14 protein-coding genes are annotated in these 14994 nt (G+C 64.6%); 3 read left to right on the forward strand and 11 right to left on the reverse strand.

Annotation, left to right across the window (positions count from 1 at the left end; genetic code table 11):
• Positions 1-17: 17 nt before the first annotated feature.
• From AC07OP_RS19240 to AC07OP_RS19270, 7 genes are read right to left on the reverse strand one after another with little or no spacing between them, the layout of a single operon-like run.
• Entirely contained in the window at positions 18-2327 is a 2310-nt protein-coding gene (locus tag AC07OP_RS19240; RefSeq protein ID WP_495102228.1) for a trimethylamine N-oxide demethylase, read from the reverse strand.
• A 2-nt stretch (positions 2328-2329) separates the two neighbouring features.
• Positions 2330-3697 (reverse strand): trimethylamine monooxygenase, encoded by a 1368-nt coding sequence (locus AC07OP_RS19245; protein WP_495102174.1) that lies wholly within the window; start codon positions 3695-3697, stop codon positions 2330-2332.
• A 20-nt stretch (positions 3698-3717) separates the two neighbouring features.
• Positions 3718-4584 carry a formyltetrahydrofolate deformylase gene (gene purU, locus AC07OP_RS19250; protein WP_065939724.1) on the reverse strand — a complete coding sequence of 289 codons (867 nt, stop codon included), beginning with the start codon at positions 4582-4584 and terminating at the stop codon, positions 3718-3720.
• Positions 4585-4614: 30 nt separating this feature from the next.
• Positions 4615-5745: an aminomethyl transferase family protein gene (locus tag AC07OP_RS19255; RefSeq protein ID WP_495102175.1), complete on the reverse strand. Its 1131-nt coding sequence runs from the start codon at positions 5743-5745 to the stop codon at positions 4615-4617.
• A gap of 30 nt (positions 5746-5775) precedes the next feature.
• Complete coding sequence (locus AC07OP_RS19260) at positions 5776-6792, reverse strand: heme-dependent oxidative N-demethylase family protein (RefSeq protein WP_495102176.1); 1017 nt, start codon at positions 6790-6792, stop codon at positions 5776-5778.
• 11 nt (positions 6793-6803) lie between these two features.
• Positions 6804-7733, reverse strand: coding sequence for a PDR/VanB family oxidoreductase (locus AC07OP_RS19265; RefSeq protein ID WP_495102177.1), 930 nt, complete (start codon positions 7731-7733; stop codon positions 6804-6806).
• On the reverse strand, positions 7730-8173 hold the full coding sequence (locus AC07OP_RS19270; RefSeq protein ID WP_141157384.1) for a dimethylamine monooxygenase subunit DmmA family protein: 444 nt from the start codon (positions 8171-8173) through the stop codon (positions 7730-7732). Before AC07OP_RS19270 ends, AC07OP_RS19265 begins: the two co-directional genes overlap by 4 nt.
• A 250-nt stretch (positions 8174-8423) precedes the next feature.
• Between AC07OP_RS19270 and AC07OP_RS19275 the strand changes: the two genes are divergently transcribed.
• The 3 genes from AC07OP_RS19275 to AC07OP_RS19285 are packed head-to-tail and all read left to right on the forward strand — an operon-like array spanning position 8424 to position 10839.
• On the forward strand, positions 8424-9470 hold the full coding sequence (locus tag AC07OP_RS19275) for an ATP-binding protein (protein WP_141157881.1): 1047 nt from the start codon (positions 8424-8426) through the stop codon (positions 9468-9470).
• Positions 9439-10098 (forward strand): response regulator, encoded by a 660-nt coding sequence (locus AC07OP_RS19280; protein ID WP_065926401.1) that lies wholly within the window; start codon positions 9439-9441, stop codon positions 10096-10098. Before AC07OP_RS19275 ends, AC07OP_RS19280 begins: the two co-directional genes overlap by 32 nt.
• Positions 10099-10839 carry a PAS domain-containing protein gene (locus tag AC07OP_RS19285; protein WP_027603593.1) on the forward strand — a complete coding sequence of 247 codons (741 nt, stop codon included), beginning with the start codon at positions 10099-10101 and terminating at the stop codon, positions 10837-10839.
• A gap of 111 nt (positions 10840-10950) precedes the next feature.
• Here the strand turns inward: AC07OP_RS19285 and AC07OP_RS19290 are convergent, their stop codons facing one another.
• The 4 genes from AC07OP_RS19290 to AC07OP_RS19305 are packed head-to-tail and all read right to left on the reverse strand — an operon-like array spanning position 10951 to position 14878.
• Positions 10951-12105, reverse strand: coding sequence for an ABC transporter ATP-binding protein (locus AC07OP_RS19290; RefSeq protein WP_495102178.1), 1155 nt, complete (start codon positions 12103-12105; stop codon positions 10951-10953).
• Positions 12106-12122: 17 nt separating this feature from the next.
• Positions 12123-12932, reverse strand: coding sequence for an ABC transporter permease (locus AC07OP_RS19295; protein ID WP_010567348.1), 810 nt, complete (start codon positions 12930-12932; stop codon positions 12123-12125).
• Positions 12933-12938: 6 nt separating this feature from the next.
• The gene (locus AC07OP_RS19300; RefSeq protein ID WP_053139514.1) at positions 12939-13856 is read right to left on the reverse strand and encodes an ABC transporter permease; all 918 of its coding nucleotides are present in this window, start codon (positions 13854-13856) and stop codon (positions 12939-12941) included.
• Positions 13853-14878, reverse strand: coding sequence for an ABC transporter substrate-binding protein (locus AC07OP_RS19305; RefSeq protein WP_027603596.1), 1026 nt, complete (start codon positions 14876-14878; stop codon positions 13853-13855). The genes AC07OP_RS19300 and AC07OP_RS19305 overlap by 4 nt, the downstream gene beginning before the upstream one ends.
• Positions 14879-14994 lie beyond the last annotated feature (116 nt).

Below are 14994 nucleotides of genomic sequence, written 5' to 3' on the forward strand. Positions count from 1 at the left end.
CACACGTTTCGGGACGATCAGCTGCGCACCCGGCTTTTGTCCGGGTCGTAGAAAATCGCTGCGCTGACCGTGGCGCTGATGCGCTTCTGCAGGCCATCGACTTTGCCAATCTCAAGTTCAGTGCCGGGCTCGGCGCAGCTCACGTCGACCCGGCACAGTGCGATATTGCTGGCCAGCAGCGGTGACCGGCAGGCACTGGTGATCACCCCGACCTGGGCCCGGCCCTGGTACACCGGGTCGCCATGGTGGGCGGCCTCGTTGCCGCTCAGGTGCAGGCCAACCAGCTTGTGGCTGGGATGGGCACTGCGCCGCAGCAGGGCGTCGCGACCGATAAAGTCATCGGTCTTGCTCTTGAGCGGCACGCTGAAACCGATACCGGCCTCGAACGGATCGGTCTGATCGCTGAACTCGTAGCCGGCGAAAATCAGCCCGGCTTCGATGCGCAGCAGGTCCAGGGCTTCCAGGCCCAGGGGCACCAGGCCCAAGGGTTGGCCGAGTTGCCAGATGCGGTCCCAGACCCGTTCGGCGTCTTCGGGCTGGCACCACACCTCAAAGCCCAGTTCGCCGGTGTAGCCGGTGCGCGAAATCATCAACGGGCAGCCGTCGAAACCGTCCAGCCGACCGACCAGGAAGCGAAACCAGCCGAGGGTTTCCACACTCGGTTGCGTGGGCGGAGTCCAGACCATCTGCTTGAGCAGTTCGCGACTCAACGGCCCCTGCACCGCCAGGTTGTGAATCTGCTCGCTGGCGGACTTGACCCACACCTTCATGCCCAGTTTCTGTGCCTGCTCGCGCAACCACACGCCGGCATAGTCTTCGCCGCAGATCCAGCGGAAGTTGTCCGGGCCCAGGCGCAGCAGGGTACCGTCGTCGAGCATGCCGCCGTGGGCGTGGCACATCGCCGAATACACCACCTGGCCCACCGCCAGGCGCCGTATGTCGCGGGTCAGGCAGTACTGCAACAGGGCTTCGGCATCGGGGCCGATGATTTCGAATTTGCGCAGGGCGGTCAGGTCCATCACCGCCACCCGTTCGCGGCAACCGAGGTATTCCTCGGTGACGCCGTAACCGTCGTAGCGCAGCGGCAGCCACCAATTGCGGTAGTCGGTGAAGCTGCCGGTGAGGGCGCGGGTACGTGAGTGAAACGCGGACTCACGGGTGAGGATCGGGTCGGCATCCGCCGTGGTTCGAGTGCTCATGGCGATGGAAAAACGCTCCTTCTCGCTGTAGATGCGGACATGGATGTCGGTCGGGTTCCAGCCATTGGCCGGGTCAATGTCATCCGGGCACGAGGTACTGCCACACAGCAGGTCGGTCATGGCCCGCAGCAGCACGTAATCGCCGGGCCGTGACCAGGGTTCATCCAGGGTCATCTGCTGGTGCGCATCGATACCGGTGTTGAAGAAGAAATTGATCGCCGGCCAGCCGTTGCGCGCCTGCACGCCATGGGGGGCGAGGACGCGGCTGAGGTTGTCGCTGCAGTTGTCGTGCCCGAAATAGCCATGGGTTTCGTAGTAGCGCGCCGCGCAGGCCAGGGCGAATGAATCGTGGCGCCCGACGGTGTCTTGCACCACCTCCAGCATCGGTTGCATATGGCGGTCGAAAAACTTCGAGAACAGCCCCGGTGCCGGGTAGGCGCTGCCGTTCAGGGTGCGCGTGACGGTCTGGTCCAGGTCCAGCTCGACGCCGCGATCCAGGGCGCGCCGGTCGAGGGCGACGAAGTCCGAACACTGGCGGCCCGCGACGTCCAGCACCTGGATGTACTGCCCTTTGGCGACGGTGTAGCCGTGGGCGGTGCCCGCGCGCAGGGTGAATTCGTCGAGTACATCGCCCAACGGCTCGGGCAGGGCCGGCAGCAGCAGCGGCGACGAATTGGCCCGCGTCACTATCAGACGCAGCTGGCTGGGCCGGTATTGCCGGTCGACGGCGGTGGCCTCGGCGAGGGCAGCGACGATCACCAGCAGCGCGTCCTCGGCGACAAACTGCCGGCTGTGGCCGGGCGGGCTGTCGGCGTCCCACAGCGAGGCCGCCAGCGGCAAGGCCTGTGCGTCGATGCCGCGCCGCTGGAGCGCCTGGCCGATACGCCCAGGCACGCTGCACGCCGTCGACCCGCTCAGGCCCCAGCTCGCCAGGGCGCTGCGGCCGCCGGCGTCGAGGGCCAGCAGTGCGCAGGTTTGCCGGCCTTCGACGTCGATCACTTGCAGGCCGTCGCCGGGCTGTAAGTCGACCAGGGTCACGCCGCCGGCGGCCACGCGGTAGCGTTCCAGGTTCGGCGCGCGGGCAAACAGCCCGGGTTCGCGGGGATGGGAAACACGCGGTGCATTCATCATCAGCCGACCGACTTGATGGGTGTCGCGGGCTCGCCCAGGTACGCCGCCATCGAGTCATCCAGGGCCTGCAACCACGGCGTGTGGTGCGGCGGCGACTGGGTGCCGGTCATCAGCGAGCGATAGGACTTGTCGCGATAGCCCATGATGTTTTCCGCCTTGTCGTGCTTCCAGTGCAGGAAGGTTTCGTTGACGGCGGCGATGTCGAAATTCGGGTAGTCGGTGGCGTCCACCAGTTGCTGGATATAGGCGCCCTGGTACTCGAACATCTGCTGGTTGGTTTCCAGGACCTGTTCCCGTGCGTGCCACGCTTGGCTGTCGGCGACCATGTCGGCGTGGCCGGGCAGTTGAATGCGCCCGAGGATCACATCGCGGGCATACCAGGCCTGGGCGTCGAACATGTTGAAGGAGTACCACTGGTCCTGCATGCCGAGGTAGATCAGGCGGGGGTTGGGTTCCCAGAACACGCCCTTGTAGAGGTTCATTGGCCACAGGCGGTTGTCGGTCTTGAGGCTCAGTGCATCGGGCAGGAACGGGAAGTGGTGCTTGTAGCCGGTGCACAGGATTACCGCGTCGATGTGCTTGCTGCTGCCGTCGATAAAGTACGCGCGGTTGTTTTCCAGGCGCTGGAGCAGTGGCTTTTCTTCCCAGTTATCCGGCCAGGCATAGCCCATGGGCGCGCTGCGGTAGCAACTGGTGATGCTGCGCGCGCCGTATTTGTAGCATTGCGAGCCGATGTCCTCGGCCGAATAGCTGCTGCCGACGATCAGCAGGTCCTTGTCCTTGAACTCCAGCGCCTCGCGGAAATCGTGGGCATGCAGGATGCGCCCGGCGAACTGTTCGAAGCCTTCGAAGTACGGCACCTTGGGCGTGGAGAAGTGGCCGCAGGCGTTGATCACGTAGTCGAATGCTTCGCAGGTCAAGGTGTCGCTGGTGTAGTCGTGGGCGTAGAGGGTGAAACGCTGGCTCTGTTCGTCGAAGGTGACTTGGCGCACCACATTGTTGAAGCGGATGTAGTCGCGCACGCCGGCCTTTTCCACGCGGCCCTTGATGTAGTCCCACAGCACTTCACGCGGCGGGTAGGAACCGATGGGCCGGCCGAAATGCTCTTCGAAGGTGTAGTCGGCGAACTCCAGGCATTCCTTGGGGCCGTTGGACCACAGGTAGCGGTACATGCTGCCGTGCACCGGCTCGCCGTTCTCGTCGAGGCCGGTGCGCCAGGTGTAGTTCCACATGCCGCCCCAGTCCTGCTGTTTTTCGAAGCACACCAGCTCAGGGATGGCGGCGCCTTTGTCGCGGGCCGACTGGAACGCGCGAAGTTGCGCCAGGCCGCATGGGCCGGCACCGATGATTGCAACACGTAGGGTCATGAGCGTGCCTCCTGAAGGTTTCAGCGAAAGATCACTGTCTTGTCCTGGTTGATGAACACCCGGTGTTCCAGGTGGTATTTCAGGGCTTTGGAAAGGGCCACGGTTTCGGTGTCGCGGCCGATGGCGACCAGCGAGTCGGGCAGGTGGGTATGGTCGACGCGCTGGATTTCCTGCTCGATGATCGGGCCTTCATCCAGGTCGCTGGTGACGTAGTGGGCGGTGGCGCCGATCAGCTTGACGCCGCGGTCATAGGCTTGGTGATACGGCTTGGCGCCCTTGAACCCTGGGAGGAACGAGTGGTGGATATTGATCGCCCGGCCCGACAGTTGCTGGCACAGGCCGTCGGACAGGATCTGCATGTAGCGCGCGAGCACCACCAGGTCGGTCTGGGTGTCTTCGACGATGCGCATCAGCTCGGCTTCCTGGCCGGCCTTGGTGTCCTGGGTGATCGGCAGGTAGATGAAGCGGATGCCTTCGCGCTCGGCCATCGCCCGCAGGTCCAGGTGGTTGGAGACCACGGCGGTGATGTGCATGTCCATCTCGCCCTTGCGGTGGCGGTAGAGCAGGTCGGTGAGGCAGTGGTCGAACTTGCTGACCATCAGCAGTACGCGGGTCGGTTGGCGCGAGCTGAACAACTGCCAGTGCATGTCGAAGCCACCGGCCAGGTCGCCGAGGCCTTTGCGCAGGGCGCCGATGTCGCCGCTCACGCCGGTGTTGAAACGGAACACCGCGCGCATGAAAAACTGCCCGGTGAACTCATCGTCGAACTGCGCCAGCTCGCTGATGTAGCACTGTTGTTGGGCCAGGCACGCGCTGATCGCGGCGACAATCCCGGACGCCGCCGGGCAGGTGATCTTGAGGATGTAATGTTCGCGGGAGGCGTCCATCGAAAGCTCCTGAGTTCAGTGAAGGAAGGCTCAGCCCTTGGCCGTGCGCTTAGTTTTCTGCGGGTCGTCGAAGGGCAGGGCGTGGGTGCTGGCGCTGGCCTCGAGGCTGCCGCGAACCTGCAAGGCAATACCGGGTTCGGAACAGGCGATGCTCATGCGCGCGATGGCCATCGAGCGTTTGCTCAGGCGCGAATACATGCCGCAGGTGATCACGCCGACTTGCTGGTTGCCCTGCCACACGGTGTCGCCGGCCTCGGCGGCGCGGACGCCCTCAAGCAGCACGCCGGTGATCTTGAAACGCTCCTGGCCGCGCAGGCGCAGGTGTTCTTCGGCGCCACGGAAGGCGTTCTTGCCAGGTGAAACAGTGAAATCCAGGCCCATTTCCCAAAGGGTGTCGCCGGCCTTCTGGTCGGCGAAGGGGTACATCTGCGAGTTGTCGTAGGGGAAAAACATCAGCGAGCTTTCCACCCGCAGCCAGTCCAGGGCGGTGAAGGCGCAGGGAATGATCCCCAGGCTCGCGCCTTGTTCGAGGATGCTGTCCCACAGGAACGGCGCATCGGCGGCCTTGCAGAAAATCTCATAGCCACGTTCGCCGGTGTAGCCGGTGCGCGAGATCATCACCGGGCGGTCGAACAGGCGGGTTTGCAGGTGGTGGAAGTACGCCAGTTGGCGGATGCCGGGCACGTGTTCGGCGAGGAAATCCACCGCCAGCGGACCTTGCAGCGACAGGTCGTGCAGGTCGTCATCGAACAGCACCGCCACTTGCCGGCCCTGGGCCGAGCGCACGAGCATTTCATGCCCGGTGCCGGCGCCATGCACCACCATGAACGCGTTGGGGCCGGTGCGGTAGACGATGCAGTCATCGACGAACTTGCCGTCCTCATCGAGCATCGAGGCGTACACCGATTTGCCCGGGTAGAGCTTGGCGATGTCGCGGGTGGTAGCCCACTGCAACAGGCTCTCGGCGTGGGGGCCCACGTAATGGACTTTTTTCAGGCCGGACACGTCCATCAGGCCGGCGCGGGTGCGGATCGCCTGGTGGTGGTCGGCGAGGTCACTGCTGTAGGTCCAGGCAGTGCCCATGCCGTTCCAGTCTTCGAGGTGGGAGCCGAGGGCGCGGTGCCGGTCGGCCAATGCAGAAATACGCCATGAGTGGGTCATGTGAGGTTCCTTGTCGTAGAAGAAGGGGCGTCAGGCCTGTGGGTCGAACTGGCTCAGCCACTCGACCAGCGTGTGGCGGTAGCGGGTCATGCCCTTGTAGTCGGCGATGGGGTCGGGCAGGTCGCGCAGCACGCGGTGCAGGCGACAGCCCCAGCCGGGTTGGGTGACCAGCTCGTCTAGGCTGATCAGGTAGGTGCGGATGCTGAACATCACCGCGTGGCTGCGCGGCAGGCGCGCCATCACTTGCAGCTCGACCCGCAAGTGCACCTGCTGGCCGACGTTCTGCGCAGTGATCCGGCCGCGATCGGCGCCCCATTCATGGAAGGTTTCCGGCGACGAATCCAGGCGCGGGTTGATGGTCAGGGTCCAGTTCAAGCGCCGTACCGGCTGGCCGACCTGCAGGTTGAGCAGGTACTTCAGCGCCCGTTCGAACACGCCCATCTGATGGGCCATGGGCACCGGTGCGTGCCATTGCTTGAAACTCATGCCGGCGTCGAACGCCAGCGACCAGTCGGCCGGGCTGGTGACCAGGCCGGCGTCCATGTACAGGTCGCCGTCGCGCTGGTCGAGCAGGGCGAAATCCCCCTGCACCTGGCGGCCGATGTACTCCAGCGGCGCACAGGGCAGGCTGGAGGTATCGCCGAAGATGAAGGCCTGGTCGATGTCCAGCAGGTGGTTGCGCCACTGCCAGCGCTCACCGTTTTGCGTCAGGCTGAACGACTGCGGGTAGTCGGCGGCCAGGTGTTCCATGATCATCTGCAGCGCATCCCAGGCCGCCACTTGCATGTGGGGCATCACCAGGTAGCGGCGTGGGTCCTTGTCCAGCACCAGGGCGCGCTCGGCCATTTCCGAGCGGTAGTGCTCGTCGATGTCGAAGGCGTGCTCATAGATCGAGCCGGGGTCGCGGGAGATGGCCGGTTCGATGTTCACCGAGTACAGGTAGCTGTCCTCGATAAACGGGAAGGGAAAACGCCGGATCGCTGCCGGGCTGTTGCGAAAGCTGAAATCGTCGCGATAGCTCAGCACGGGGCTCGTTTGCAGGGGCATGGCACTCACTCCTATAGGTCCAGCGAAACGCAGGGGCCGCTGCCGCGCGAGACGCAGGGCATCAGAAAGTCGGCCTGCTCGGCCGGGCTGAGGAAGCTGTCGCGGTGTTCGATGGCGTCGCCCTGGTGGCGCGTGATGCACTGGCCGCAGACCCCGCCACGGCACAGGTTGGGCACCTGTAGTCCGGCGTGTTCCAGGGCTTCGAGCAGGCTTTGCTCGGCCTCGACCCGCAGGCGTCGGCCGCTGCGCAGCAGCTGCAGGTCGAATGGCTGGCCGGGTTGTGCGCCCTTGAAGGCTTCCGAATGCACACGCCTGCTCGGCCAACCGAGGCGTGCAGCGTGTTGCTCAACCGCCTCGAGCAAGGGCTGCGGACCGCAGGTGTAGACGTGGCTGCCCAGCGGCCGGTTGCCGAGGATTGGGTTAAGGTCCGGGCGCCGGTCGTAGGTGTGCAGGCGCGGGCCGAGGCGCTGTTGCAGCTCGTCGAGATAGGCGTCGCTGAGGCCCCGGCGGAACAGGTAATGCAGTTCGAAGTCGGCCTGCTGTTGTTCCATCGCGGCGATATAGGCCATGAACGGCGTGATCCCGATCCCGGCGGCGATGAGGATATGCAGGCGCGCGGTGCCATGGGGTGCGAACAGATTGGCCGGTGGTGAAATCTGCAAGGTGTCGCCGACCTGCACCTGCCTGTGCAGGTACCGCGAGCCACCGCGCGAGGCGTCTTGCAGGCGCACGGCGATGCGGTAGTGCTGGGGCTGCGCCGGGTCGCTGGTGAGTGAATAGGCGTTGCGCACCGTGCCTTCGGCCAGCGGCAGGTGCACCTGCACATGGCTGCCGGGCGAGAAGCCGGGCAGGCTGCCCGTGGCGGGCGTCAGGGTGAATTCGCGCACCACCGGCGTGAGCATGCGTGCGGCGCTGACCTGGACCTTGAGGGCCGCGCTCATGGCTGGAACCCCGCGTAGGGCTGGTCGGGGTTGATGCACACGCCGAGATAAGCCCCCAGGCGCCGGGAAAAATGCGTGCGGACCTCCAGCCCGACGTGGCAGCCGATGCAGTTCAACAGCGGCTCCGGCCCGGCCGCCTGGGTCAGGCCACAGTGTGCGCAATACACCTGGCGCAGGCCGGGGATGCAGGTCATGTCGATCTCGTCCTCTTCCATACCCGCGGCACGCGCCTCGCCGTGCACACGCCAGATAAAGGCTTCGTCGCCCAGCAGGTAGAGCCGGCAGCCCACGGTGGCGCTGGCCAGCGCCTGTTGCAGGCGCCGCGCAAAGTCGGGGTGTTCGCCGTTCAACAGCAGGGGCATGTGCAGTTCGCTGATGAACCCTGCGCTGGCGGCGGCTGATTGCATCACCACGATGGGGCGGCTGCGGGTGTGGGTCATGGGGGCTCTCCACGGTGGGTTTTTGTTTCCTGTTGGGAGAGATACTTTCCTATGGGGAAAATCTTCTCAATCTGGAAAAAGGGCTATGCCTTTGGAGATAAGCCTTGCGCGCGGGCCATTCGGGGCATGGAAGTTGCTGGGCCTTTCGACCACGCAGCGCAACCGGACGGGGAGTTATCGAAGAGTGCTGACACGACCAAAAGGCTGGCCGCTCTGGTTGGGGCCTGTGCGCCCCGAACAGGCGCGCAGCGTGCGCAGGTTGTTGGCCGGGTTGCCCCTGCACGCTGACGGTGCCTTGTCGGGTTTCCTGGACCGTTTCGACGCACTGCTGCCGCCTGCCAGGCTCAACCTGATCCTCGGCGGCGAAGACCTGGGCCCGACGCGACGAGGGTGGGTCGACGGCTGCCAGGCGGTCGCGCATTGCCCCTGGCGCGACGCCAGCGTGACGGATGCCCCCCAAGCTTGCGGACCGTGCCGGCAACGGGGCGTGCACCGTCTGGTGTGCGCCTTGCCCGAGGGTGAAAAAGGCGCATTGCTGCTCGACACCCCCCGGCGCGCCGGTGCCAGTTGGCGCCAGTTACTGGAAGAGGCGGCGCAGGCGGTGGGCGTGAGCGTGCGCCTGCGCAGCCAAACCCGTGAGCAGCAGCGCAAACAGGCGACCTCCCGCCACGGTGCCCTGGCCCGTGAGCTGCACGATTCGGTGGCGCAGCAGTTGGGTTACCTGTCGTTCCAGGCCCATGGCTTGCAGTCGCAACTGGGCGAGCCGGCACTGCAGGACCTGTGCACCGGCCTGAGCCAACTGCAACGCCAGGTGCGCGAGCTGATCACCAGTGCGCGCCTGACCATGGACGGGCGCTCGCTGCGCCAGGCCCTGGCCGATTCGGTCGCGGAGTTCTCGCGGCGCTGCATCATCGTCTTCGAACTCGACAACCGCCTGGCCGACGACGCCCTGAGCCCGGAAACCGAATTGCAGATCCTGCAGATCATTCGCGAGGCCCTGGCCAATGCGGTGCGGCACTCCCACGCGCGCCACGTGCGCATCGAACTGCGCCAGACCCAGGACGGCGACGCCTCGGTGTCGGTGGAAGACGATGGCATCGGCTTGATCCCGGCCTGCGACGAGCACAACCATTTCGGCCTGGCGATTATCCGCGAGCGCGCCGCCAGCATCGGCGCACGGCTGAGCATAGAAGCGATCCGCCCGCACGGGGTGCGCGTGCACCTTGGCCTGCGTCGCCACCACGATCTGCCACAGGGGAGTCTCGATGGACTGCACGACCTTATTACTGATCGATGATCACCCGTTGTTTCGCAAGGGCCTGGCGCAGTTGTTCGATGCCAGCGGCGACTTCGAAGTGGTGGGGCAGGCGGCCAGCGGCCGCGAGGGCATCAACCTGGCCGTGAGCCTGACGCCGCAACAGGTGCTGCTGGATTTGCACATGCCCGGCCTCAGCGGTTTGCAGGTGCTGGATGAACTGCGCCAGTTGCGCCTGGATTGCCAGGTGGTGGTGCTCACCGCCTCCATGGACCGCGCCGAGTTGCTCACGGCCTTGCGCCTGGGTGCCAGCGGTTATGTGCTCAAGGAAACCGAGCCGGATGCGTTGCTGGCGTATATGCGCAACTGCCACAAGGGCGCGATCGTGCTGGACTCGAGCCTGATTGCCTTGCTCGCCGACCAGGCCGAGCCCACGCAAGCGTGTGAAGCTGCGGGCAGCGAAAACCTTACCGAGCGCGAAGGCCAGACCCTGGCGCTGATCGCCGCCGGCATGAGCAACAAACAGATCGGCCGGGAACTGGGGATCAGCGACGGCACGGTGAAAATCTACGTGCGCAGCCTGTTGCAGAAGCTCGGCCTGCATTCGCGCCTGGAGCTGGCGGCCTGGGTGCACAGCGGTGCCTTGATGAAACACGAGGAGCGCCACTAGATGAGGGACAGCCCCGAAGCGTTTGCGCCGCCGCCGATTGACCTGATGGATTGCTTTCCCGCCGCCTTATTGCAACTGCGCGACAACGGCCAGATCGCCCACTTCAACCTGGCCTGGGCCGAGTTGATGGGCGCGCCGGGCGCGGAGCGCAACCTGATGGACTACGTGCACCAGGAAGACCGCCCGCTATGGCGCCAGGCCCTGAATGAACTGCGCCGCCGCCCCGACACCTCATTCAACCAGCGCCTGCGCTTTGTGCACCCCAGTGGCGAACTGCGCTGGTTCGAGATCAGCCTCAAGCGCGGCCCCCAAGGCTTCTATTTGGTGGCCGGGGACGTTACTGCCCACAAGCGCCGCGAAATCGCCTGGCAGGCCAGCCAGCGCAGCAGCATGAGCTTGCTCGACAGCATGCCGGGCCTGATCTATCGCGGCCGCAACAACCGCGACTGGACCATGGAATTCGTCAGCGCCGGTTGCCTGGAGTTGACCGGTTACCCCGCTGAGCGACTGGTGGACAACCATGAATTCACCTACAACAGCCTGATCCTGGCGCAGGACGCCGACTATGTGTGGCGCGAGGTGCAATATGCGTTGTCACGGCAGGAGCCGTTCGAGCTCAATTACCGGATTCGCTGCGCCGACCGCTCGATCAAGCATGTGTGGGAGAAGGGCGTGGGGATTTATGCGGATACCCGTGAGGTGTTGGGGATCGAGGGGGCGATTTTCGAGCGCAAGAGTTGACGGATAAACGCACTTCAAATGTGGGAGGGGGCTTGCCCCGATGAGGGCGTGTCAGTGAATGCATCTTTAACTGACACAACGCTATCGGGCACGCCCCCTCCCACATGGGATTCAATGTGCGCCTGCGGCCTTGTTCAGATCACTCTCCGCCCACTGCGTATACACACACGCATCCGCCGTCGCCCAGCGCACACGCACCGGGTCGCCGGCCTTGAGGGGCATGCCCGCGGCGGACAGCGCCTTGACCGTCATCGATGTGCCGCCGAGGGTTTTCACTGTGCAGGTCTGGCTTTCGCCGAGGAACAGCACCTCACCCACAATCGCCGACACTTCATTCCAGCCCGCCGCCAACGGTTGCTCAGCGGCCTGTTTGACACTCAGCGCCAGGGCTTTTTCCGGGCGTACCATCAGCAGCACATCCTGCTCGGTGTGCAACCCGCTGGTCAGGCGGATCGACACGGATTGGCCTTCGAACGCCGCCACGGCATTGCCCTGGGCCTTGAGCTTGAGGAAGTTGGAGTTGCCGAGGAACGACGCCACGAACGCGTTCGGCGGGTTCTGGTAGAGGTCGAAGCCGCTGCCCAGGCCGACGATCTTGCCGTGGCTGAAAATCGCGATGCGCTGGGACAGGCGCATGGCTTCTTCCTGGTCGTGGGTCACGTAGACGATGGTGATGCCCAGGCGCCGGTGCAGTTGGCGCAGTTCGTCCTGCAGGTCTTCGCGCAACTTCTTGTCGAGGGCGCCGAGGGGTTCGTCCATCAGCAGGATGCGTGGTTCGTACACCAGCGCGCGGGCGATGGCGACCCGTTGCTGTTGGCCGCCGGACAATTGCGAAGGGCGGCGATGGGCGAACTGTTCCAACTGCACCAGCTTGAGCATGGCGTCGACGCGCTTGTCGCGTTCGGCGCTGGCCAGTTTGCGAATCGCCAGGGGGAAGGCGATGTTGTCGCGCACCGACAAATGCGGGAACAGTGAGTAACGCTGGAACACCATGCCGATGTCGCGCTTGTGCGGCGGTACGTTGACCAGCGATTGGCCGCTGACCAGGATCTCGCCGCTGCTTGGGGTTTCGAAGCCGGCAAGCATCGACAGCGTGGTGCTTTTGCCCGAGCCGCTGGAGCCGAGGAAGGTGAGGAATTCGCCGTCCTGGATGTCCAGCGAGATGTTGTCCACGGCAGCGAATTCGCCGTAGTGCTTGTTCAGGTTGCGCAGGCTGACCAGGGGTTGGCCATGGCTCTGCGCGACATCGTTGATCACTGCACTCATGTTCTTCTCCTCGGCGCTCAAGCGCGGGTTTCGGTACGCCGGCGAACGGCGGCGGCAATCACCATGACCAGCACCGAGAGGCCGATCAGCAGCGTCGATGCGACGGCGATCACAGGCGTCAGGTCCTGGCGCAGGGTGGTCCACATTTTTACGGGAAGGGTTTGCAGGGTCGGGCTGGCCATCATCACGCTGAGCACCACTTCGTCCCACGAGACCAGGAAGGCGAACAGCGCACCGGCGACCATCCCCGGACGAATCGCCGGAAAGGTCACCTTGAACACCGCCTGCAACCGCGAGGCGCCGCAGATCACCGCCGCGTCTTCGATCGACTGGTCGAACAGTTTCAGCGAGTTGATGATCGAGATGATGGTGAACGGCAGCGCCACGATCACATGGCTGACCACAAAGGCGAACATCGTGCCGGTGTAGCCAAGCTTCAGGAACAGCGCGTACACCGCCACGGCGATGATCACCAGCGGCACGATCATCGGCAGGGTGAACAGGCCGTAGAGCAATTCACGGCCGGGGAAGCGCCCGCGCACCAGGGCAAAGGCGGTGGGCAGGCCGAGGGCGACGGCGAACACGGTGGTCAGCACGGCCACCTTGAGGCTGGCCATGGCCGCGTTCATCCAGTCGGCGTTGGAAAAGAACTGGCCGTACCATTTCAGCGTCCAGCCCGGCGGCGGGAACACCAGCCATTGCGACGAGCCGAACGACAGCAGCACGATGAACACGATCGGCAGCAGCAGGAACAGGCCAATCAACCCGGTGGTGGTGTAGAGGCCCAAGCGCATCCTGCGGCTCATGGCATTGGGGGTCAGGAGCATGACGGCTTACCTCGCGTTGCTGGCGCCAACCGGGGATTCCGGCTGAAGCTTCAGGTAGAAGTAGAACAGCACCAGGGTGATGAAGATCAGCAACGCGGCGCCGGCACTGGCCAGGCCCCAATTGAGGAACGATTGCACCTGCTGGATGATGAACTCGGGCAGCATCATGTTCTGCGCACCGCCGAGCAGCGCCGGGGTGACGTAGTAACCGAGGGACATCACGAACACCATCAGGCCGCCGGAGAACAACCCCGGCCGGCACAGCGGCAGGAACACGCGAAAGAAGTTGGTCCACGGGCTCGCGCCGCAGATCGAGCCGGCCTGCAGGATCATCGGGTCGATGGCCTGCATGGTCGCCTGCAACGGCAGCACGATGAACGGGATCATGATGTAGCTCATGCCGATCACCACGCCGGTGAGGTTATGCACCATCTCCAGGGGCACATCGATGATGCCCATGGCCATCAGCGCCTTGTTGATCACCCCGGAGGCTTGCAGCAAGACCAGCCAGGAGTAAGTGCGGGCGAGCAGGCTGGTCCACATCGACAGCAGCACAATATTCAGGATCCAGCGCCCCCAGCCGCGCGGCACCAGGGTGATCGCCCAGGCCAGCGGAAAGCCCAGCAGCAGGCTGAACAGGGTCACCAGGCCCGCCACCGAAAAGGTGTTGAGCAGCACCCGTGCATAGGCCGAGTTGGCGAACAGCTGTTCGTAGTTGCCCAGGCCCGGCGTGGGTTCCAGTACGCCGCGCAGCAACAGGCCGATCAGCGGCGCCAGGAAGAACAGGCCGAGGAACAGCAGGGCCGGGATCAGGTTGCTCGAGCCCCGCCAGCGCTGTGCCAGGGACGGCGCCCCGGCCTTGGGCGAAACCGCGCCGGCAGCGCCGAGGGCGCTCCCGGTCGGTGTGGTTGCCGTCATTTTCATTTGACTAGCCATTCATTCCACCGTGTCGCAATGGCCGGACCGTTCTTGGCCCAGTAGGCGAAATCGAGGGTGATCTGGTCCTTGACGTAGGCGGTCGGCAGGTTCGGCGCGAGCACCGAATCCAGGCGCTGCACGCTGTCGATGTTCACCGGCGCATAGGCGGTCAGGTTGGAGAAATCCGCCTGGCCCTTGGCGCTGCTGGCGTTGGCCAGGAACTTCATCGCCGCCGCTTTGTTTTTCGAACCTTTAGGCACGACGAGGATGTCGGCCATGACCAGGTTCTGCTTCCAGCTCACGCCCACGGGCGCGCCGTCTTCCTGCAGGGCGTGGATACGACCGTTCCAGAACTGGCCCATGCTGACTTCGCCGGACGCCAGCAACTGTTGCGACTGCGCACCGCCGCCCCACCAGACGATGTCTTTCTTGATGGTGTCGAGTTTCTTGAAGGCGCGGTCCAGGTCCAGGGGATAGAGCTTGTCGGCCGGGACGCCGTCGGCCAGCAGCGCCAGTTCGAGCACGCCGGGGCTTGGCCATTTGTAGAGGGCGCGTTTGCCGGGGTAGGTCTTGGTGTCGAACAGCGCGGTCCAGTCCTGGGGCTTGCCGGCGCCGAGCTTGCCTTCGTTGTAGCCGAGCACGAAGGAGAAGAAGAACGAGCCCACGCCATGGTCGGAGACGAAGCGCGGGTCGATCTTGTCGCGCTGGATCACCGAGAAGTCGAGGGGTTCGAGCAGGCCTTCGGCGGCGGCGCGCAAGGCGAAGTCGGCCTCGACATCCACCACGTCCCACTGCACGTTGCCGCTTTCGACCATGGCCTTGAGTTTGCCGTAGTCGGTGGGGCCATCCTGGACCACGGTAATGCCGCTGGCCTTGCTGAAGGGGTCGGCCCAGGCCTGCTTCTGCGCATCCTGGGTGCTACCGCCCCAGCTCACGAAATTGACGCTTTCGGCCGCCATGGCCGCGTGAGTGGCCGTGGCCAATAAACCCGCGAACAGCACCGCAGTTGCACGTTTGTTCAACACCATTTTTACGCCCTCATTTGTTTTGTTATTGAGCGGGCTTGGTAATGCCCGCCTATCGGGAGCAGTAGGTCCATCGGGGGCCTCTAGTCGAGACCCCAAAAGGCGACCGTGCCAAGGGC

It is taken from the genome of Pseudomonas sp. GW821-FHT09D08 (assembly GCF_059416305.1).